The organism is Clostridium tunisiense TJ, assembly GCF_000300195.1.
Classification (GTDB): Bacteria; Bacillota; Clostridia; order Clostridiales; family Clostridiaceae; genus Clostridium_J; species Clostridium_J tunisiense.
Window position 1 is genome coordinate 319,169 of the sequence record NZ_AMQH01000005.1, and the last position, 20,309, is coordinate 339,477.

Consider the following 20,309-nt stretch of genomic DNA (forward strand, 5'->3'; position numbering starts at 1 on the left):
ATAATATTATTTAGTGGACAATCTGATTTAAACAAAATAAAATATACTTGTGATGTAAATATATAAGTTAAAATATATAAATTAATCAATGGTATATCAAGGAAAAAGATAAATAATAATGAAAAAAATATTGTATTATGAAATTTAGTATAACCTCTATCACCAGGTGCATAGAGGCTTGTAAGGTGAAAATATACTTTGTTTACCCCAAAACCTTAAGATGACTAATATAGTGTGATGTAGAAGTTAAGTCTTAACTGAGTTTCGCTCTACACTCTAATGAACATGGAGTTAAGGAAAAGACCCTATCAATATATAGTTATAATATGTATTTTTTTTAGTATAAGTTGGTAGGGAGTATTAGTTACAACAAATGTTAGAATTTAGATAGTATTTAAATAAAATTAATGACTGGAGATGAATCATGGAAAAGAGAATAAATTTAGTTGAAGGAAATATTTTTACAAGTCTAATAAAACTAGCAATTCCAATTATGGGAACCTCTTTCATACAAATGGCTTATAACATGACAGATATGATTTGGATAGGAAGAGTGGGAAGTAAAGCTGTTGCAGCGGTTGGAACTGCAGGCTTTTTTACTTGGTTGGCTATGGCATTTATTATGATTTCTAAGATTGGGGCTGAAGTTAAAGTTGCCCAAAGTTTAGGAAGAGGAGATAATGATACAGCTAAAAGCTATATTATCAGTTCAATTCAAATAAATGTAATTTTGGCATTGGCATACGGGGCGGTTTTATTTATGTTTAGAAAACCTCTTTTAGGCTTTTTTAAATTAGGGGACCCTTCTATTGTGAATATGGCAGAAACTTATTTAATAGTAATGATTTTAGGAATGGCATTTTACTTTATAAATCCTGTTTTCACTTCAATTTTTAATGGGGCAGGAAATAGTAGAACTCCTTTTATCATTAACTCAATAGGATTAGTGTTTAATATGGTATTTGATCCTGTATTAATACTTGGAATTGGACCATTTCCAAGAATGGAAGTTTTAGGAGCAGCTATAGCTACTGTTTTAGCTCAAATGGTAGTAACCTTATGTTTTATACTTGTAATGTTAAAAAGCAAAGAGCAATATCTAAAGTTTAATATATTTTCTAAACCTAATAAGGAAAATATTATAACAATTTGCAAGTTAGGACTTCCGGTAGGAGGACAAAGTGGATTATTCACTATATTCTCCATTCTCATTGCTAGAGCTATTGCGAACTTTGGACCTATTCCAATTGCAGTACAAAAGGTAGGTTCTCAAATTGAAGCTATATCTTGGATGACAGCAGGTGGATTCTCAACTGCTTTAGGAACCTTTGTGGGACAAAATTATGGGGCTAAAAAATATCATAGAGTTAAAGAGGGATATAGGGCTACTATGATAATGGCTATTATAGTAGGTATTTTTGCAACCTTGCTACTGACATTTGGAGGAAGAACAGTATTTTCATTATTTATACCAGAGGAAGAGGCTATAAAATACGGAATTGTTTATTTGAGAATATTAGGATACTCTCAGTTGTTTATGTGTATAGAAATTACTGTTAGTGGTGCTTTCAATGGGCTAGGGAGAACTATGATACCATCTGTTATAAGTGTAATATTCACAGGACTTAGAGTACCTGCAGCTTATATCCTTGCATCAGAAAGTCTTTTAGGATTAAACGGAGTATGGTGGAGTATTAGTATGAGTAGTGTTATTAAAGGCATATTGATGGTTGTGATTTTCACTATCTTATTAAAAAGAAACAAGCTTTTCAAAGAGGAAATTGAGCTAGTTGCTTAAAGTTTTTTCATTTGTATCACCTTATATTCTTTAGGACACTAAAGAATATAAGGTGATTTTTATTATAGAAAGCTATAAAATTAGTTTTATTTATACAATGAATAAAGCTAATTTTTCATCAGAAAACCTATGTATAGTAACATTTATTAAAAAAATGAATAGTATATACTGTAAAATAGATATACTGACATAGGTATATTTTAGATTTATAATGTTAGCTTGTGGTGTGAGGAGGTTAAAAATATGTCTGAAGAAAATAAATTTAATAATGGAAAAGAACACGTACACTGCAAGGAAGACAATGAAGTAAAGGTATTAGAATGTGATACAATAGTAAAATGTCGTAGCAAACAATATAATATTGATACAAGCAAAAATGCTTTTATAGTAAATGTTCCAATAGTTTTAGCTGGAATTGAAATAGAGTTAACCTTAGATAAAGAAATAGAGTTAGGAGAAAATAAAACATATGTAAGGGCTGAAAGTAAACATACAATGATAACTGAATGTAATATAATACCTTACACAAATAACTTATTTGTAGAAGGATATGTTCAAAAGTATATTGAGTTCTATGAAAGTAGACAGATAGGATTGCCTAGGAAAGAATTAAAACATATGACTATAAATATACCTTTTAAAGCTTTTACCGAAGTTTCTTTTTTAACCAAACCCATATATGGGAAAACTATAAATAAATCCATATGTGTGATGAAAAATATTGAGTTAGCCAAAGGAACCACAGAAAACTCTTGGTTTTATTATAACAAACCCCAAGAACAAATTTACTGTGAGTTGGAGTGGTTAAAGATTTTAGAAACTAATATTCTAGAGAATTCCATTAAAGAAAATATGAGCAATAACGAGGAATGTAAAAATTGTAGAAAGCTATTTGTGAAGATGGTACTTAATATAGGTCTAAAGATAATTCAAAATCAACCACTAGCTATTTCTCATTTTGATAAAATCAATTATAAGATAGAAGATAAAAGTAATATAAAAGAAGAAAAACTAGTAGAAGATGAATAACTACTTTTTAATACTATAAGGAGAGTAAGCAATTTGATGCATACTCTCCTTTTTTTATAGTTAATGAGGATACATAAATAGAGGATTTGAAGTAAGAAACTAAACATAACAATATGATTCTGTATTTACTCAATTAGAACATATAGATTTACCACTTGAAACCTTAAAGTACTTTGCTATCGAAGCATTGAAAAAACTTAATTTTATTTAAAGCTATGACGTGGTTTATCTATATTGTAACAATGTAATAACTTTATCTATTGATGGAGCATTGAATTTTATCATCTAAATAAAAATATTACATACCTAGGTAAAGTTAAAGATGAGTAGGCAAGATTAATTTAAATATAGTTTTTTATCAAACTAGTATTTGTCGAAAAAATTTGTAAATAAGAAGTTCTAAAAATAAGTGACAAGCTGTAACAACTTTCAAATTACTGAATAAGATATTATTAGATATGAAGCTTAAGGATTCAGCAGATAATGTGAAAGAGCAAAAGTAGATTATTGGATAAAATCAATGTAACTTTAGGCTTTCATATACTTGAAGACAAAAATGGAGATGAAATCGTGTTTAAGAATCATGCAACCTTTAATAATTGTAATTGTGGAGAGTGCCCACCGGCTACAATTGAACCTGTGAACTTGGGGGAATGTAGCAACGAGCACTATCATCCATATGGATATCCAGGTCCAATGGTAGTTAAGGTTCCAGTTGTTCTATCTGAAGTTAAAGTTCAAATAGACCTTGAAAAAGAAGTAGTTTTAAACGAACCAGCTTATGACATTAAAACTATTGATAAAAAAGTATGTATAACACAATGTCATTTAGTACCATATACAAATAAATTATTCCTTGCAGGTTATGTTCAAAAAAATATACAGTATTCAACTGTTGACCAAGAAAATGCAAATAGCTTTAGTGGAGATATAAGACATCATGTAATTAACGCTGACTTTAGATGTGTAACCGCAGTAAAATTTACTAAACAACCTAACTTTGGAAAGTCCTATAAATCTAAATCTAATGTTTTAGATTACAATATGGTTTGCAAAGATGAGGGCGAAGACAACTGGATACACTATAATCAATATTTTGAGCCAATCTTCTGCGAAGTAGAGTGGACAAAAATTCTAGAAACTGATATTTTTAATAGAAATAATGAATGCCTAACAGAGTTCTCAGCAGTAAATTGTTTCACAAACTTCATCGAAAAAATGGTAGTTTATATAGACCTTAAAGTATTACAAACTCAACAAGTATTTATTCCAGAACCTGATTGTGAAGTAAAGGTAGAAAAGCACTATGAAGATAAGAACTATGAAGATAATCATAATTCCTGTGACTACTATGATGACATTGAAGTAAGCTGCATACCCGGAAAAGGAATGGTAGCAAGACCAATAAAAAGAGATAAATACTAAGAAAAACTTCTTAGTAAAATATTATAAATGGTTAGTTCAATAAAAAACTTAAAATTATTAACTCAGAATTGTAGAGATTTATTCTTTTAATATAAATAGATTGAAAAATAAATTAAATCTAAAAGGAGATTTTATATATGAAACTAAATTACAATGGACCAGAAGAAAGATATGAAGACAAAAAGTATTATGATAAATGTGATTGCAGATACGAAGACAAAAAATATGATGACAGAAAATATGAAGATAAGCACTATGAAAAGTGTGATTATAAACAACCTTGCTGCGAAGAGCATAAATATGCACACTGCTATCCAAAGAGTCCATGCCCATATGGCATATTATTTGAATGCAATAATGGAACAGGAACTGAAATACCAGCAACTGTAACAAATGGAGGAAACCCAGTATTACTTCCATTTGTACCAATTTCCTTAGGCTGTGTAACCATTGATACAAGATGTTTAAAAAGCCCAGTAGTAAAATTTGATTTCTGCAGTATTGTTAAATATAGAGAGCTAGAGGGTGGAGAAACTCCAGCAGTATTCTTAAAGTTTCAATTAAGCAAGATATGTGAAAATAATGGAGAAGAAATTATATGTGGTACTTGGGACTTTAGAGCAGGTTTTAACAATACAGATGAACAAATCACAACTTCCTTCTGCTTCAGCCACTGTGAATGTAATAGTTGCCCAGATTGCTGCACTTACTTTGTAAAAATTATTGCAGCTCAAAATGTGGACGATGATGCACTAAAAGTTTGGAATCCAACACTTTCAGTTATGGCTAAATCAGCTTGCTAATCCATTAAGAATAAATTTTGGAAACCCCTCGGGGTTTCCTTCTTAAAATAAATAACCTTAAGTTGTTAAGTGACTTTGGAAGAAGAAAATATACTTCTGCCAAAGTCTATTTTATAAGTAAACTTATATAGAGTTGAAATGGAATTAGGTTTAATTTATTTAAATAAGCATAAGGAGGAGAATTTATGAATGAAAACAGTAGCCTAAATTATATAATAAAGCAAATAGCTAAAACTATTCCTAAAGAGAATCGCAACAAAGCTATGTTAGTCATATTAGGTATATTAAGGGAAAAAGTAAAGAATAGAGAGAGTAGGGTTAAAAATGAAGCAATAGGGGTAGATAAGTTAGAGTTAGGTGATGACAGGGATACTAGCAAAAACATATTAGATAAGGAAGAAGATAAGGGAAACACAAGTGGAATTATATCACTGTGTAATGACAAGGATGAAAGACCTAAGGAGTTTGTTGAAACCATTGTTAACCTTCAACAATGTGTCAGTGAGCAGGTAGATATTAGTATAGTACCTGAATCTTTAGTGGGGAAATTCCCTGTGATACTAGCACAAACAAACATAGAAGTTTCAATTGAAGCACTTACAAAATTTCCAGAAGAGGTCTTCACTATAGAAGATATAGATAAGAATTTAGTTGTAAGTAGTTGCAGCATTATTCCAGATGCAAGTACCATATTTTTAGAAGGAGTTATAGAAAAAAAAGTAAAATATACCACAGTTAATGAATGTTATAGTGACAGAATTATTGGCAATATTAAAAATGCAACGTTGATACTTCCTTTTAAATGCTGTTCAGACTTCAAGTTTTCAAAAAGCCCTGAAGCCTTTAAGGGAAATAATCCTATAATACTTCAAATACTAAATCCTTTAGGACCTCAGTGCAATTACAATAAGGAAAGTTCAGTTGAAAGTAAGAAATTAAGTCATGAGATTTATTGTACCTTGGAAAATGTGAAAATATGCGAATACAATAAAAAACTTGAAACTAAATTGTTGAAAAACACTTTACCAAAGGAAGATACCTTTAATACAATGAAAGAAAAAACTGTGATAAGCTTAACTATTTCTATAATGCAAAACCAACAGGTTTTTATTTATAATGAAAATAGTAGCAAACTATTTGAAACTTAGATGAAAAAAGCTTAAGGGTGCAAGTGAAGCTCCCTTAAGCTTTTTTTAAGATATGATTATATCGTCATATTTGTAGTGCCCAGTGATGGTTTGTCTTAGGCCAAGTAATTCTTTTTTGTGCACAAATGCCCTTTGAGGGTGGAATAAAAATACCCAAGGAGCTTCATCCACAATAATGTTTTGGATTTCCTTATAAAGTTCTAATCTTTTCACAGGATTTATAACTTTTTTTGCTTCGCTTAACAAATCCATTACTTCTTCATTATTATAACGAACAAAGTTTGTAGAATTTTCGAAGTTGAATAGTGGCTGCAAGAAGTTGTCCAAATCCCCTGTATCTGCAATCCATCTACTCATAAAGCCATCACAATTTTTAATAGCAGCAGGAGTAAGATATTCACTTGCTTTAACAACTGTAATATCGCATTTTACACCAATTGCATTTAAATCTTCAACAATAAGCTTAAGAACTTTTCCATTAGTCGTGCTTTCAGTATCTGTATCACGTAAATTAACTTTTAAAGTTCTATTTGATATTCCTTCTTTTTGAAGTATGCTTTTTGCAAGAGTAGGATTATAATCATAGCCCTTTCCAGTGGCTCCATTTAACATTCCAGGAGGAATTGGACCCTTTGCTGCAACTCCTAATCTACCAAGAATCTCTTTAACTATTCTATCCTTATTTATAGCAAGATTAATAGCTTTTCTGGCTTCCTTACTTTTAACAAGAGGAGAAGAACCTTCTAAGTTTAAGCCAAAATAATAGGTTCCTAATATTTCAGCAATCTTAGGATCTAAACCGGTTTTAGTTTTTATCTCTGTAATGTCAGTATCGGTATCTGTAACTATGAAGTCATGAGTACCATCTATGAACCCAGCTACGGCCCCAGAGGTGTTAAAACTTATGATTGCCTTATCTACATAAGGAGTACCACCATAGTAGTCTTTAAAGGTCTCTAATACACATTCTTTGTCATTATACTCTTTAACAATAAATGCTCCGCAACCAGTAATTGTTCCTTTTAAACAATCTTCTTTACAAAGGATAGAGGTAGCTACTTGTCCTAAGTTTAATAGAAAGCCCATGTAAGGAGAAGCTAGTTTTAATTTCACTCTATATCTATCTAAAGCCTTGATACCTGAAACAGAAGAAGCTTGTCTTGTCATAAACTCATGAGCACCCTCTAGGAAATCTAAATACCAAGCATTATCAGCTTTTAAATTAGGATCTAATATTCTCTGAAGCGAATATACTACATCATCAGAGGTAACTTCTTTTCCATTATGAAATTTAAGACCCTTTCTTAGATTAAATACCCAAGTTAGTCCATCTTCCTCTACATACCAACTTTTAGCAAGACCAGGAAGTATATTACCTTCACAAGAAAGAGAAATTAATCCACTGTGTACATTTGATAAAAGTTGGTTTCCATCAGAATCAATACAATTTGCAGGGTCTAAGGTAATTGGCTTACCATGACAGGCATGAAGTACTGATTCTTTTTTCTCTTCACTATCTTTAATTTCATTTAGAAGATCATTTGTAAGAACTTGCATGTCCTTTGACACATCATCTAAAGCGGCTAAGGAAGTTTTAGTGTAAGCAGTGTTCAAAGAAGCATATTGTGCCATTTGCTCTAGGTGTTCTGCCACCTTAGTCATATCTTCTGTAGCATACATTATTTTTTCTAAAATATTTGTTTGAGATGCCGTAGCATTACTAATTTCTTTAACAACTTCAGTAGTACTAGTTACTGCTTCAGTAATTTCATCAAAAACTTGTAATGTATTGTGAGCAATTTCTGTTCCTTCATTTACTTTAGAGGAGCTTACCTTCATTGCGTCAAGGGTTTGAGCAACACTATTATTTATTTCCACTATATTTTTAGAAATATGATCAGCAGATTCTGCACTCATTTCAGCTAATTTTTTTACTTCTGTAGCAACAACTGTAAAGCCTTTTCCTGCCTCACCAGCTCTCGCAGCTTCTATAGCAGCATTAAGAGCCAAAAGATTTGTTTGCTTAGATATGCTTTTAATAATCTCTAACATATCATTAATCTGAGTTGCTTTGTGGCTTAGGTTATTTACTAAAGAACTTACATTGTCCACTGATGATTTAATTTCATCCATGGCATCAATAGATTTATGTACAGCATCAGTTCCCTTTTTTGCTGTAGTCAAAGTTTCTTCAGCAATTGTTCTAGTATTATCAGTATTAGCCATAACTTCTTCAGCAAAGGCGCTATACTCTCTAACACCATCAGATACTTTCTCGATAGAGCTCATTTGAACTTCAACTTGACCTGCAATATCGTTAATCATAGTTATAAGGTTTTCTGTAACAGAGGTAGCATCCCCAACTTTATTAACTATCCTTTGAGAAATACATTGTTGGTTATACTTTAACAATGCTAATTTGCTATTACTGTTATGTTTAACCACAGGAGTGTTTTTCACTGCTATTGTAGTATCTACAATATTTGTAGAAGGATTCTTTTTCTTTCTTCCGAACATATTTATACCTCCAGAAAGTGTTTTATATAATTTAGTTAAATATATTATTATTTTAAAGGTCACATTATGTAGAATTTTCTTGTAAAGTTATATGTTACCAATATTTTTCAACAATTAATTATATAGCTTCAGTTTAATATAATCAATAGAATACAAAAAATATAAATTGGTATAGTGAATTTTAGTGAAAAATATGACACTTCCATAAATATATCGTCAAAAATCATCAAAACTGAATAGCAGTATTTTAAGTTGTATAGGTCACATATATTTAATAAGCTCAAATAATGTGGTTTAATAACAATAAAAATAATTCCGACCTATAGTAGGATTTTCATTAGGTTAATAGTAATAATAGAGAAAACAGTAATTGTTCGTGGTATAATATAGAAAATATAAGAAGGGGGCGAGAATATGGAAGGATTTACGTTGGATAATATTATCATGGTTTTAGTAGCGTTAGGCCTTTTAATTCTAGTTATAAAATTTATTAAAGGTGTAATTAGAACGGTGATATCTTTAATTTTAATTCTAACTTTAGGTGTAAGTGGTTATAATATTTTTATTGCCCAAAAGCCTGTGTCTTATGAAATACAAAGATATAAAACTGATTTTGCCTATGTAAAAGAAATGAAAAGTTTAACTACAGACGCATCCAAAGCAATTGATGAAATTAAGGAAAACAAAAATGTTAACGAAAATGTGAATAAGCTTATGGACCTCAGGGAGAAAGCTAATGGAATTGCTCATAGTGAAGAAACAAATTTTATTCATAAAAGATACATGAATGGGTTTGATGCAGTAATTACGGGGGTAAAAGGTTATGAAGTTGCTAAGGGGGCTGAGGCTCAGGTAGCAAAACTTGAAGAATTGTCAAAAGAAATTAATATAAGTTTTATGGATGTAATTTTTCCGGAAAAATAGATTTTGGAATTACAATGAAGTAATAAAAGAGTAATTTTACTATGATAAAGTTTGGATAATTAAAAGATGTAGAAAAAAAGTCATTGAGTAAGGGTTATACTGCTTAATGACTTTTTTGTAACTAAATAATAATTAAGTCCATTTGCTAGATGAATTTGGAGTAAAGCCATTTTGTAATTAAATCTTTTTGTTATACAAAAGCTTTACACTATACTGAAGCTAAGGAGTTATTGAAGGTGTGGTTGTGGTGTTAAAAAGTACTTAAAATTATTTAAATTTATGAGATACTAGAAGGTAAGTTTAGATAAATAACATTATTTACGAATTTTTAATATAAGTAACAAGAATTCTTAAGAGGAATAGGGAATAAGCTAAGAGAGAAATGGAATTTTATTGTAATTAGCACTAGAAAGTAGTACCATTATAATAATATACTGAATATTTAAAAAGTGGTTAGTGTAAAAGGGGGAATAAAACATGGAACTAAAATATAGTAGTTTTCTTACGGAAATTAAAGAAGACTTAAAATCTTTAGTAGAAGAACTTTCTAAAGATTTTCCTTATGTATCTATATTAGCAACTGATTGTATAGGAAAGGTTTATTCTGTTACTAGAAGAACTTCAGCTATTTCAGGAAATGACTGCAATGAAAGGGGATTTGTGGTAAGAATTCATAATTATGTGAACTATTCAGAGTACTCTTTTAATGAAATATCAAAGGATACTGTGCTTGAAATCGCAGAAACAATAAGAAAAGACTTGGGTGGATTTGTAAAGCAAGCTATGGGAAAACTCACATTTAATGAATATGAAAGAATTCAGGAAGAAGAAATGAAGAAAGTCTTTAGCAAGGAAGTGAAAATTAATCCAAAGACTTTAAAGGATGAGGAAGTAATTAAAAGGCTTACTGCTATAATGAACAATGGACTAGGACAATCAGAAAAAATAATAGATTATAGAGTTAGATTTGAATATCTTCATGTAAACAAGCTATATCTTTCAAAGAATAAGGATTTAGAGCAAAGTTATATGTGGGGTAATGGAGCAAATATTTGCATTGCTTCTAAGGATGAAAATACGAAATATTCTTATAAGGGCTTTTCAGGCTTAAAGGGTGGTGAGCTTTTAGATGAAATGGAAGCTTCTGTAGAATTAGTAGTTAATAATACGCTTGTTTTATTAGAGGCGGAGCCAATGCCACCGGGAGAATATGAAGTTATTTGTGATCCAGATGTTACTGGACTTATTGCTCACGAAGCTTTTGGACATGGAGTGGAGATGGATATGTTCCTTAAGGATAGAGCAAAATCAAAGGAGTATTTAGGAGAATATGTGGCTTCAGAGTTAACTATTATGCATGATGGAGCTAAGGGGATTGAAGAAACCTCTTCTTATAATTTTGATGATGAGGGTGTACTAGCTCAGGATACTATAATCATAAAGGATGGTATTTTAAAACAAGGCATTGCTGATAGCCTTTCAGCTTTAAGCCTAGGGGTAGTGCCTACAGGTAACGGAAAGAGAGAATCATATGAAAGAAAAGCTTATACTAGAATGACAAACACTTATTTCTCACCAGGAAAACATAAGCTAGAGGATATGATAGCTTCAATTGATTATGGGTTCCTACTAGAACAATCAGCCAGTGGAATGGAAGATCCTAAGAACTGGGGAATTCAGTGCATGGTTAATGTGGCTAAGGAAATAAAGGATGGTAAGTTAACTGGAAAAGTTTATTCTCCTGTAATTCTTACAGGGTATGTTCCAGATCTTTTAAAATCAATATCTATGGTTTCAGAAGACTTAGAAATGGGTGGAGCAGGCTTTTGTGGAAAAGGATATAAAGAATGGGTTAAAGTGTCTTGCGGAGGGCCATATATTAAGGCGAGAGTGAGGTTAGGATAATGGTTGAAAGAATTATAAATGAATTAATGAGAGCTGATATAGATAAATATAAAATTAACGTAGAAACTGTAGAAAGTGTAGAGTTATTTTTTATTAAAAAGGCTCTTGATATGAATAGAAAAAAGAAAATTACTAATTATAAGGTAACAGTTTATAAGGATTTTGAGGAAAATGGCGAGACTTATAGAGGGTCTTCAGAGGTGGACATATATCCAACAATGAAGGAGAATGAAATAGGCGTTATTCTAAAAGATGGGTTATATGCAGCAGGTTTTGTTAAAAATAAATTCTATCCATTAGTAAAGGGTGAGAAGTGTGGTGAAATAACCCTTCCATCAAAATTTAGTGGATATACCTTAGAAGAGGGAGCCCTTGCTATACAAAAGGCTCTTTATAAAAATGATATTTATGAGCAAGGAGGAATAAACTCTTCAGAGATATTCCTAGAGAAAATCACAAAAAGAATAATTAACTCTGAAGGAGTAGACGTAACTTTTGCAAAGTTCTCCTCCGAAGTTGAATGCATTACTCAATGGATTGAGGAGCAAGACGTGGAGCTTTTCAATGTATTTAGATATGGAGATTTAGACGAAGAATTAATTGCGGATAGTGTTAAAGATGCTATAGAACTAACTAAGTGGAGAGTTAAGGCTAATAATGCAGTTAAAACAGGAAACTATAGAGTGCTTTTAAGAAAATCGGCTCTTAAGAGTATGTTTTCTTATTACACAGATAAGGCTAGTGTAGGGGCAGTTTATAATAAACTTTCAAATTTTAAGCCTGGTGAAGGAGTTCAGGGGGATGAAATTAAGGGAGATAAAGTCACTATAACTCTAAAAGGATCTGCACCTTACGATAATGATGGACTTAAGCTTGAAGAAGTAACTATCATTGAAAATGGAGTTTTAAAAACTTATCATGGAAACACTAGATTTTCTCATTATTTAGAGGTAGAACCTACAGGTAATCTTGATGAAACTGTAGTAAAGTGTGGAGAAAAGCCTATAGTGGAAATGACAAGGGAGCCATATTTAGAATTAGTTGCCTTTTCAGACTTCCAGATGGATTCTCTAACAGGAGACTTTGCGGGAGAAATTCGACTTGGTTTCTACTACGATGGAGAAAAGATAACTCCAGTAACAGGAGGCTCTATGTCTGGTAATATTAAGAATGTACAAAATAATATGTTCTTATCAAAAGAAATTTATAAAGACGGAAGTTTTACTGGACCTAAGATGCTAGAGCTTATAAATGTGAATATTGCCGGAGAGTAGATTTCTTAAAAATAAGTAGTTGCAAATTTAATATAAAGTGCTGGAAAGCGCATAAGTGCTATATATTTTTATATTCTTATATTTTTATAAAGAAGTAAATATAAGAATATTTCAATATATATTTATAACAATTTCTTAATATAGTGGTGTACTTTAATTTATATATTACTACAGATTACTAGTGAAGAAGTAATATTATAATAGGGATAATAAAAAAAATAAAACCTAGGATAAACAGGGAATTTTGCATAAAGCATGAATTCCCTGTTTTATTGTGAATAATGAATAATATTATTTTTAAGGATGATTGAAACTTAGTACTTATTTAAAAGATAAATTTTTAATTTGTGATTCTTATATTAAATATGGTTAAATATCCATAAGAATTAGACAAATATTTTCTCTAAATATAACTAAATCATAGGACTCATATAAGTTCGACCTTTGGACTTATTTAATATCTTAGTAATGGAAGCTTCCAGTACTTTCATTCCTGTTTTTATTTGTTCAAGATTCGTAGCAGCATAGCTTAATCTTATGGTATTGTCATTATTTCTGTAGTTATTTACATAGAAAATTTTACAGGGGACTATAAGCACATCTTCTTTTGCACATTCAAGGTAAAGTTTAGTAGCTTCCACTCCTTGAGGTAGTGTAACCCAAAAGTTTAGTCCACCCTTAGGTTCAATAAAAGTTACTCCATACTTTTTTAGATCATTTAGCTCTCTTAGCATGGCCTCATATTTTTCCTTATAGATATCCTTCATATAATTTATATGATCTTCCCAATGACCTTTTTCAAAATATAAATGAAGTGCTCTTTGTATCAATCCTGATGAGGAAATGTCTGTTGAATGCTTTGCTTTAAGAAGCTCACTAGAAAGATTTTCAGGAGACACTATGAATCCTATTCTAAGACCAGGCATCAGAAGTTTAGAAAAGCTTTTGATATAAATTACTTTATCCATTGTATCAAGGGATTTTAAAGAAGGACTTTCATGGGAATTCTCAAAAGAAAGTCCAGCAAGAGAATCATCCTCCACTATATATACCTTGTATTTTTCAGAAAGCTTAAGTAAACCTTCAAGATTTTCCTTAGAGTATGAAATTGTAGTAGGACTTTGATATCTAGTCATTACATAAATTAGTTTAGGGTTATACCTAATAATTTGTCTCTCTAGTACCTTCAAATCTATACCATTTTCATTTATTGGGACTCCAACGATTTGAGCACCTCTAGATTTAAAAACGGAAACCGCTCCAGTATAGGTTGGATTTTCTGTAATAACATAATCACCGGGATTTAAAAGAGTTTTTCCAATAATATCTATACCCTGTTGAGCACCTGATACTATTTGGATATATTCCTTTTTTACATTTATATTATTGTAAAACTTTAGAAAGTTACAAAGGGATTCTCTTAAGGGTTCAAAACCATTACTTTCTTGATATCCAAAAGCATAGCCTTTATCTCTATCCAGCACTTCATTTAAACAATTTTTAAAAGCATCTATAGGAAATATGCTAGGATCCGGCGTGGCACTGGCAAAATTAATAGTACTAGAAGTCAGTTCTATTTGGCCACTGGACATAAGTTTAATATCCTCATGCTCCAAAAACTCATCCTCACCCAAGCTATTTGCAGTAGTTTTTTTTTCATGGCCTTGTTCTTCTAACTGAAGTACATAGTAACCACTTCCTTTTATAGCCTTAATATATCCATTAGTCTCTAACTGCTTATATGCATTTACCACAGTAATATTATTAACCTCTAAATCATTAGCAAGTTTTCTGATTGCAGGAAGTTTTTCTTTAGGTTTTAGTTTTCCACTTTTGATTAACTCTCCAAGAGAACTTGAAAGTTGAAGATACATAGGAGTGTTAATTTCTTTATTTAATTGTATCGGTATAATATCCATAATTTTCATTTCTCCTTTAAATTGTGTTGACTCAGAAAAAATTGTATGCAATAATTTGGTTGAATTTAGGTGGCTATATAGTAACTGTAACGATACGATTATTATATAATGCCAGTATACATTTGTAAAGGAGAGTTTATTATGAATGAAAGATATGAACTAAATAAGAATCTGGCTCAGATGTTAAAAGGTGGAGTGATAATGGATGTGGTTAATGCAAGGGAGGCTGAGATTGCACAAAAAGCCGGTGCTGTAGCTGTTATGGCTCTTGAACGTGTTCCTTCAGATATAAGAAAGCAAGGTGGCGTTGCTAGAATGTCTGATCCAAAAATGATTAAGGAAATTCAAAGTGCGGTAACCATACCTGTTATGGCAAAGGTGAGAATTGGTCATTTTGTAGAGGCTCAAATTTTGGAAGCTTTAAATGTTGATTATATTGATGAAAGTGAAGTTTTAACACCAGCAGATGAAGTTTTTCATATAGATAAAAACGGTTTTAAGGTTCCATTTGTTTGCGGGGCTAGAAATTTAGGAGAAGCTCTTAGAAGAATAGGTGAAGGAGCATCAATGATAAGGACAAAAGGAGAAGCAGGTACAGGCAATGTGGTAGAAGCTGTAAGGCATATGAGAACTATGGTTTCAGATATAAAAAGAGTTCAACTTGCGTCTCAAGAGGAATTAATGACCATTGCAAAAGAAATGGGCGCACCTTATGACTTAATTGTATACGTAAAAAAACATGGTAAATTACCAGTAGTAAATTTTGCAGCTGGTGGAATAGCAACGCCAGCAGACGCAGCTTTAATGATGCAACTAGGAAGTGATGGAGTTTTTGTAGGTTCAGGTATATTTAAATCTTCAAATCCAGAAAAAAGAGCACAAGCAATAGTTAAAGCTACTACTTATTATAATAATCCAGAGGTTATTGCAGAGGTGTCAGAGGAGCTTGGTGAGGCAATGAATAGTATAGATATTAGAGAAATTCCGGAAGCAAATTTATATGCAAATAGAGGATGGTAAGGAGAAAGTTATGATTACCATAGGTGTACTTGGAATTCAAGGAGCAGTAAGCGAGCATATAGATAAACTTCGAAGTTTTAATGAAGTAAAGGCTATAGTAGTAAAAACCAAAGAGGAATTAAACTTAGTTCAAGGGATAATAATACCAGGGGGAGAAAGTACTGCTATTGGAAAACTCTTAGAAGACTTTTCTTTGATAGAACCCTTAAGGGAGAGAATAGAAAAGGGGCTTCCAGTTTGGGGAACCTGCGCAGGAATGATACTTCTGGCTAAAAAAATTAGTAAGGATCCAAAAGCTTATTTAAAAGTTATGAATATAGAAGTAAAAAGAAATGCTTATGGAAGTCAATTAGAAAGCTTTCAGGAGCAAAAGATTATTAAGGAAATTTCAAAAGAACCAATTCCTATAGTATTTATTCGTGCTCCATATGTGGAGAGAATCTGGGGAACTGTAGATATTTTAGCAGAAGTTGATGGAAAGATTGTAGCTTGTAGAGAAAAGAACATGTTAGCAACATCCTTTCACCCAGAGTTAACTGAGGATTTAAGTTTTCACAAATACTTTGTGGAAATGATTAGCTAAGAATCACTCTAATTACTACTTAGAGGTTAACTTAGATCATGCAAAAAAAGAAGTAGATGCAAATTATTTGCATTTACTTCTTTTTTGTTTTAGAATGTTATTAAAGTAAAAGTAAAAATTTAGTTTAAACATCATTATTTACTATGGAATTTATTTTATCTATAAGGTTAGGTTTATGCATAAACTTACAGGTGTTCAAATATAAATTTAAAGGAGTACAAAGGGTTTTTAGGGTGCTATTAAACACCATAAGTAAAGTTAATCATTAGATGATTACAATGAATTAATTAAAAAATCATATGAAAATTAGTGGGGGAGATGAATTTTGAAAACAAAGATAGATATACTTTCTGGATTTTTAGGTGCAGGAAAAACCATGCTTATTAAGAAGTTAATAAGTGAAAAATTACAACATGAAAATATTGTTATTATTGAGAATGAGTTTGGTGAAATAGGAATTGATGGCAGTATTTTAAAGGGTTCCAACGTTCAGGTAAGAGAAATAAATGCAGGATGCATTTGTTGTACAGTATCCTCAGATTTTAGTAAGGCAATCAAAGAAGTTATAGAGAGATTTAATCCAACTAGAATAATAATTGAGCCTTCAGGTGTAGGAAAATTATCTGATATTTTAAATGTATGTAAAGCAGAAGAAATAAAAAAGTTAGCAATAATCAATATGATAATTACAGTAGTAGATGGACTAAAGTATCACACTTACATTAAAAATTTTAGTGAGTTTTATAAAAATCAGATTCAAAATGCTAATACCCTAATTATTAGTAGAAGCCAAAAGCTTTCTTTATATAAGCTATTAGAGGTTGTAGAAAGTTTACAAACTATCAACACCAAAGCAAACATCATAACTACACCTTGGGATAATATAAAAGCAGAGAAAATAATAGCTATTAGTGAAAGTAAAGGGCATGACACTTTGGATGGTATAAATTTAGTTAAAAAACCAATGTTGGCAGGTAAAATAAGAAATTCTGTAAATCATAAGGCAAATGAAGTTTTTCAAACTGTGGGTATAGAAACACCAAAGGTGTTTAGTAAAAAATCTCTTGAAGGGTTTCTACAAGTTATGGAAAAGGATTCAACCTACGGGACAATACTTAGAGCAAAGGGTATTGTTGAGACTGAAGAAAAGAAGTGGATTCAATTTGATTATGTACCAGAAGAATTTCAAATGAGAGAAAGCCATCCTGAGTATACAGGGCGAGTTTGTGTTATTGGAAGTGGACTAAATAAAGAAGCAATTAAAAAGTTGTTTCTTAACTCAAAATAGAGGTAAAAATTATGATGAAAACAGATATTGAAATTGTAACAGGCTTCATAGGTTCAGGAAAGACCACTTTTATTAATGCTTTATTAGAACACACTTTAGGTAAAGAGGAGAAAGTTTTAATAATACAGTTAGAAAGTGGAGCAGGGGATATTGAAGAAAAGTTTATAAAAAATAAAAATGTAAGATATAAACCTATGAGCTACAAAGAGTTTTCTGAAAGAAGGTTTAACGATATTCTGCAGAAGATAACACCACACAGAGTTATCATAGAATTTAATGGTACAGAAGATATTAATAAATTGCTAGAGCTTATTCACAGTAAAAGAATCAAGGAACTTTCAAAATTAACTACAACTTATTTTGTTTCCGAGGCGGAAACCTTTATCCCTTACTTAAATAATATGGGAAGATTCTTGCTACCTTGTCTTCAAATAAGCGATTTAGTAATTTTAAATAATACAAAGGGGAGCAATAAAGATTCCTTAAACAGTGTAACACAAACTATTAAAGAGTATAAAGACTTTATTCCAATATTAGAAGTAGAACATATCAGTAATATAAAAGAAACCCTTAACAGGAGTAAATTATTTCATAGAGGAATTTTAAAGACATGGGACATATTTTTAAAAAATTTAAGGGCTTAAATAAAAAATAGAGATCAAGATTGAGAAGATTTTAATTAGCAAATCATTTGTAAATCAAAAGGAGAAGAATAGTGGAAAATAGAGTTAATTATGAAAAAAAATATACACTCCTTCTTTATACCGCAATAATAGGAGTTATTGCTTTTAGTTTGCTAAGGATGAAGAATATAGGAATCATAGATACAAATACGCTTCAAAGCTTTGCAATTATTTTTACGAGTATTATTCTTGAAGGCATCCCATTCATTTTATTAGGTGCATTAGTCTCTGCTTTAATTCAAGTATTTGTGTCAGAGGAAACTATAACAAAAATAATACCTAAGAACAAATTTTTAGGATTTCTTGGAGCTTCTCTTATGGGGTTCATTTTTCCGGTATGTGAATGTGCCATTATACCTATTGCTAGAAGATTGATAAAAAAAGGCCTTCCCTTAGGTTTAGGGGTAACCTTTATGCTGGCAGTACCCATAGTAAATCCAGTAGTGCTTTTATCAACTTATTATGCCTTTTATGATAAACCTTCAATGGTGATTATGAGGGGTGGCTTTGGAATTATAGCGGCTATAACCATTGGAATTTTGATATCTATGGTTGAGAAGAGGGCCATATCTCCACTTAAAAGTAGCAGCTATAAGGATGAATATGGCTGCAATTGTGGATGTGACATTAATAATCCTTTATATAAGTATAAATCAAAGTTTAGTATAATTCTTGATCATACAACTAGAGAATTTTTATCTATAAGTAAGTATTTAATTTTTGGAGCATTTATATCAGGGGTATTTCAAACCTTAGTTTCAAGAGATTTAATGGCCTCCCTAGGCGGCAAACCCATGGCTTCCATTGGTATAATGATGGCACTGGCATTTTTACTATCAATATGTTCGGAAGCAGATGCTTTTATAGCAAGAACCTTTTTATCGCAATTTACAGTAGGTTCTATCTTGGGATTTTTACTTCTTGGACCAATGCTAGATATAAAGAATACCTTCATGCTATTTGGCAATTTTAAAGGCAAAATAGCAATTCTTTTGACAGTTTATATAGGATTAGTAGTTTTTATCATAGCTGCTTACACAAATGTGGCAGTAATGTTTGGGGTGATTAAATGAAGAAGTTTAATATAGAAGAGTTTTTCACCTTTATTGTTCTATTAGGATTTTCAACACTTTTTTATTACTTAATCTTTACTGGAAAAATAAAGACTTTTATTAGTCCAAAAATGATAAGTTACATGATGTTTGCACTAATCATGTTCACTATATTAACTTTTTATCAGGGAAATAAGGTGTTTTCTCTTAAAAATCGCAAATCCATAAGCAGTAGCTATATATTATTACTATTAACCTTAATTATAGGATTTGCATCAGCAGAAAAGGGAATAAACTTAGCTATTTCAGAAAATAAAACTATAAATTTGCCAAGTTACGCCAAAAGGGATAAATTAAAGATTCCTAGCTCGAATAGTAAGGATGAAAAAGTTAGTGAAAATAGGTTAAAAGAAAACTTATCCTTAACAAAGGACAATACCATAGCAATAGATGATAGTAATTTTTATAAAGCTGTTAATGATATTGGAACAAACTTAGAAAAATACAGAAGTAAAAAGGTAATAATTACTGGGTTTGTATTTAAGAGAGAAGATTTCAAAGAGGATGAATTTGTTGTAGGTAGAATGTCTATGGCCTGTTGTGCTGCGGATGCTCAAGTTATGGGGTTGATGGCTAAATGGGCTGAAGCAAAGAATTTAGAAAAGGATACATGGGTCAATATAGAAGGTGTAATTCAAAGCACTCAGTATAGCGCTTCAGAAAATAATGAGACTTTTACTTTGCCTTTGATAGAAGTAACTAAGGTGGAGAAAATTCAAACACCAGAAAATATCTATGTGTATCCTGATATCAACAAGTAGAAAATTGAAAGAACTTGAAACTATAAAAGAGAGGATATTGCACAATGCATAAAGGTCCTAAATAATACCAAAGCCATGGATAGTAGATAAATAATTCCTCTACTATCCATGGCTTTATTA

16 protein-coding genes are annotated in these 20,309 nt (G+C 31.1%); 14 read left to right on the plus strand and 2 right to left on the minus strand.

Translation table 11 applies throughout. The features are described 5' to 3' along the window. The first annotated feature begins 424 nt into the window (after positions 1-424). From C661_RS0105265 to C661_RS0105285, 5 genes are all read left to right on the plus strand, one after another. A complete protein-coding gene (locus C661_RS0105265; protein ID WP_017414266.1) occupies positions 425-1,798 on the plus strand; it encodes an MATE family efflux transporter in 1,374 nt (457 codons plus the stop codon). Positions 1,799-2,041: 243 nt separating this feature from the next. Next, positions 2,042-2,827 (plus strand): hypothetical protein, encoded by a 786-nt coding sequence (locus tag C661_RS0105270; protein ID WP_017414267.1) that lies wholly within the window; start codon positions 2,042-2,044, stop codon positions 2,825-2,827. A 507-nt stretch (positions 2,828-3,334) separates the two neighbouring features. Beyond that, positions 3,335-4,252 (plus strand): CsxC family protein, encoded by a 918-nt coding sequence (locus C661_RS21380; protein ID WP_192812647.1) that lies wholly within the window; start codon positions 3,335-3,337, stop codon positions 4,250-4,252. Positions 4,253-4,389: 137 nt separating this feature from the next. Beyond that, positions 4,390-5,055 carry a DUF4489 domain-containing protein gene (locus C661_RS0105280; RefSeq protein WP_017414269.1) on the plus strand — a complete coding sequence of 222 codons (666 nt, stop codon included), beginning with the start codon at positions 4,390-4,392 and terminating at the stop codon, positions 5,053-5,055. Between the two features lie 185 nt (positions 5,056-5,240). Continuing rightward, positions 5,241-6,203 (plus strand): hypothetical protein, encoded by a 963-nt coding sequence (locus C661_RS0105285; protein WP_017414270.1) that lies wholly within the window; start codon positions 5,241-5,243, stop codon positions 6,201-6,203. 45 nt (positions 6,204-6,248) lie between these two features. Here the strand turns inward: C661_RS0105285 and C661_RS21385 are convergent, their stop codons facing one another. Further along, positions 6,249-8,720: an ABC transporter substrate-binding protein gene (locus tag C661_RS21385; protein WP_017414271.1), complete on the minus strand. Its 2,472-nt coding sequence runs from the start codon at positions 8,718-8,720 to the stop codon at positions 6,249-6,251. Between the two features lie 414 nt (positions 8,721-9,134). On the opposite strand from C661_RS21385, the gene C661_RS0105295 reads away from it, so the two are divergent. The 3 genes from C661_RS0105295 to C661_RS0105305 all read left to right on the plus strand — a co-directional run bounded on the left by C661_RS0105295 (position 9,135) and on the right by C661_RS0105305 (position 12,823). Further along, the gene (locus tag C661_RS0105295) at positions 9,135-9,644 is read left to right on the plus strand and encodes a hypothetical protein (protein WP_017414272.1); all 510 of its coding nucleotides are present in this window, start codon (positions 9,135-9,137) and stop codon (positions 9,642-9,644) included. Between the two features lie 477 nt (positions 9,645-10,121). Beyond that, positions 10,122-11,549, plus strand: coding sequence for a TldD/PmbA family protein (locus tag C661_RS0105300; RefSeq protein WP_017414273.1), 1,428 nt, complete (start codon positions 10,122-10,124; stop codon positions 11,547-11,549). Further along, positions 11,549-12,823: a metallopeptidase TldD-related protein gene (locus tag C661_RS0105305; RefSeq protein ID WP_017414274.1), complete on the plus strand. Its 1,275-nt coding sequence runs from the start codon at positions 11,549-11,551 to the stop codon at positions 12,821-12,823. The genes C661_RS0105300 and C661_RS0105305 overlap by 1 nt, the downstream gene beginning before the upstream one ends. A gap of 413 nt (positions 12,824-13,236) precedes the next feature. Here the strand turns inward: C661_RS0105305 and pdxR are convergent, their stop codons facing one another. Beyond that, a complete protein-coding gene (gene pdxR, locus C661_RS0105310; RefSeq protein ID WP_017414275.1) occupies positions 13,237-14,742 on the minus strand; it encodes a MocR-like pyridoxine biosynthesis transcription factor PdxR in 1,506 nt (501 codons plus the stop codon). Positions 14,743-14,883: 141 nt separating this feature from the next. Between pdxR and pdxS the strand changes: the two genes are divergently transcribed. From pdxS to C661_RS0105340, 6 genes are all read left to right on the plus strand, one after another. Then, positions 14,884-15,762, plus strand: a complete 879-nt coding sequence (gene pdxS, locus C661_RS0105315; protein WP_017414276.1) for a pyridoxal 5'-phosphate synthase lyase subunit PdxS — start codon at positions 14,884-14,886, stop codon at positions 15,760-15,762. 10 nt (positions 15,763-15,772) lie between these two features. Then, positions 15,773-16,345, plus strand: coding sequence for a pyridoxal 5'-phosphate synthase glutaminase subunit PdxT (gene pdxT, locus C661_RS0105320; RefSeq protein ID WP_026050949.1), 573 nt, complete (start codon positions 15,773-15,775; stop codon positions 16,343-16,345). 325 nt (positions 16,346-16,670) lie between these two features. Beyond that, positions 16,671-17,633 (plus strand): CobW family GTP-binding protein, encoded by a 963-nt coding sequence (locus tag C661_RS0105325; RefSeq protein ID WP_017414278.1) that lies wholly within the window; start codon positions 16,671-16,673, stop codon positions 17,631-17,633. An 11-nt stretch (positions 17,634-17,644) separates the two neighbouring features. After that, a complete protein-coding gene (locus tag C661_RS0105330; RefSeq protein WP_017414279.1) occupies positions 17,645-18,277 on the plus strand; it encodes a GTP-binding protein in 633 nt (210 codons plus the stop codon). 71 nt (positions 18,278-18,348) lie between these two features. Beyond that, positions 18,349-19,389 (plus strand): permease, encoded by a 1,041-nt coding sequence (locus tag C661_RS0105335; RefSeq protein WP_017414280.1) that lies wholly within the window; start codon positions 18,349-18,351, stop codon positions 19,387-19,389. After that, positions 19,386-20,189, plus strand: a complete 804-nt coding sequence (locus C661_RS0105340; protein ID WP_017414281.1) for a TIGR03943 family putative permease subunit — start codon at positions 19,386-19,388, stop codon at positions 20,187-20,189. Before C661_RS0105335 ends, C661_RS0105340 begins: the two co-directional genes overlap by 4 nt. Positions 20,190-20,309: the final 120 nt, after the last annotated feature.

What these genes read in the sequence shown, in the direction of transcription:
- C661_RS0105340 (WP_017414281.1), top strand. Translation starts at nt 19,386, where the DNA reads ATGAAGAAGTTTAATATAGAAGAGTTTTTCACCTTTATTGTTCTATTA.
- C661_RS0105300 (WP_017414273.1), top strand. Translation starts at nt 10,122, where the DNA reads ATGGAACTAAAATATAGTAGTTTTCTTACGGAAATTAAAGAAGACTTA.
- C661_RS21385 (WP_017414271.1), bottom strand. Translation starts at nt 8,720, where the DNA reads ATGTTCGGAAGAAAGAAAAAGAATCCTTCTACAAATATTGTAGATACT.
- C661_RS0105330 (WP_017414279.1), top strand. Translation starts at nt 17,645, where the DNA reads ATGATGAAAACAGATATTGAAATTGTAACAGGCTTCATAGGTTCAGGA.
- pdxR (WP_017414275.1), bottom strand. Translation starts at nt 14,742, where the DNA reads ATGGATATTATACCGATACAATTAAATAAAGAAATTAACACTCCTATG.
- C661_RS0105270 (WP_017414267.1), top strand. Translation starts at nt 2,042, where the DNA reads ATGTCTGAAGAAAATAAATTTAATAATGGAAAAGAACACGTACACTGC.
- C661_RS0105285 (WP_017414270.1), top strand. Translation starts at nt 5,241, where the DNA reads ATGAATGAAAACAGTAGCCTAAATTATATAATAAAGCAAATAGCTAAA.
- C661_RS0105280 (WP_017414269.1), top strand. Translation starts at nt 4,390, where the DNA reads ATGAAACTAAATTACAATGGACCAGAAGAAAGATATGAAGACAAAAAG.
- C661_RS0105295 (WP_017414272.1), top strand. Translation starts at nt 9,135, where the DNA reads ATGGAAGGATTTACGTTGGATAATATTATCATGGTTTTAGTAGCGTTA.
- pdxT (WP_026050949.1), top strand. Translation starts at nt 15,773, where the DNA reads ATGATTACCATAGGTGTACTTGGAATTCAAGGAGCAGTAAGCGAGCAT.
- pdxS (WP_017414276.1), top strand. Translation starts at nt 14,884, where the DNA reads ATGAATGAAAGATATGAACTAAATAAGAATCTGGCTCAGATGTTAAAA.
- C661_RS0105265 (WP_017414266.1), top strand. Translation starts at nt 425, where the DNA reads ATGGAAAAGAGAATAAATTTAGTTGAAGGAAATATTTTTACAAGTCTA.
- C661_RS0105305 (WP_017414274.1), top strand. Translation starts at nt 11,549, where the DNA reads ATGGTTGAAAGAATTATAAATGAATTAATGAGAGCTGATATAGATAAA.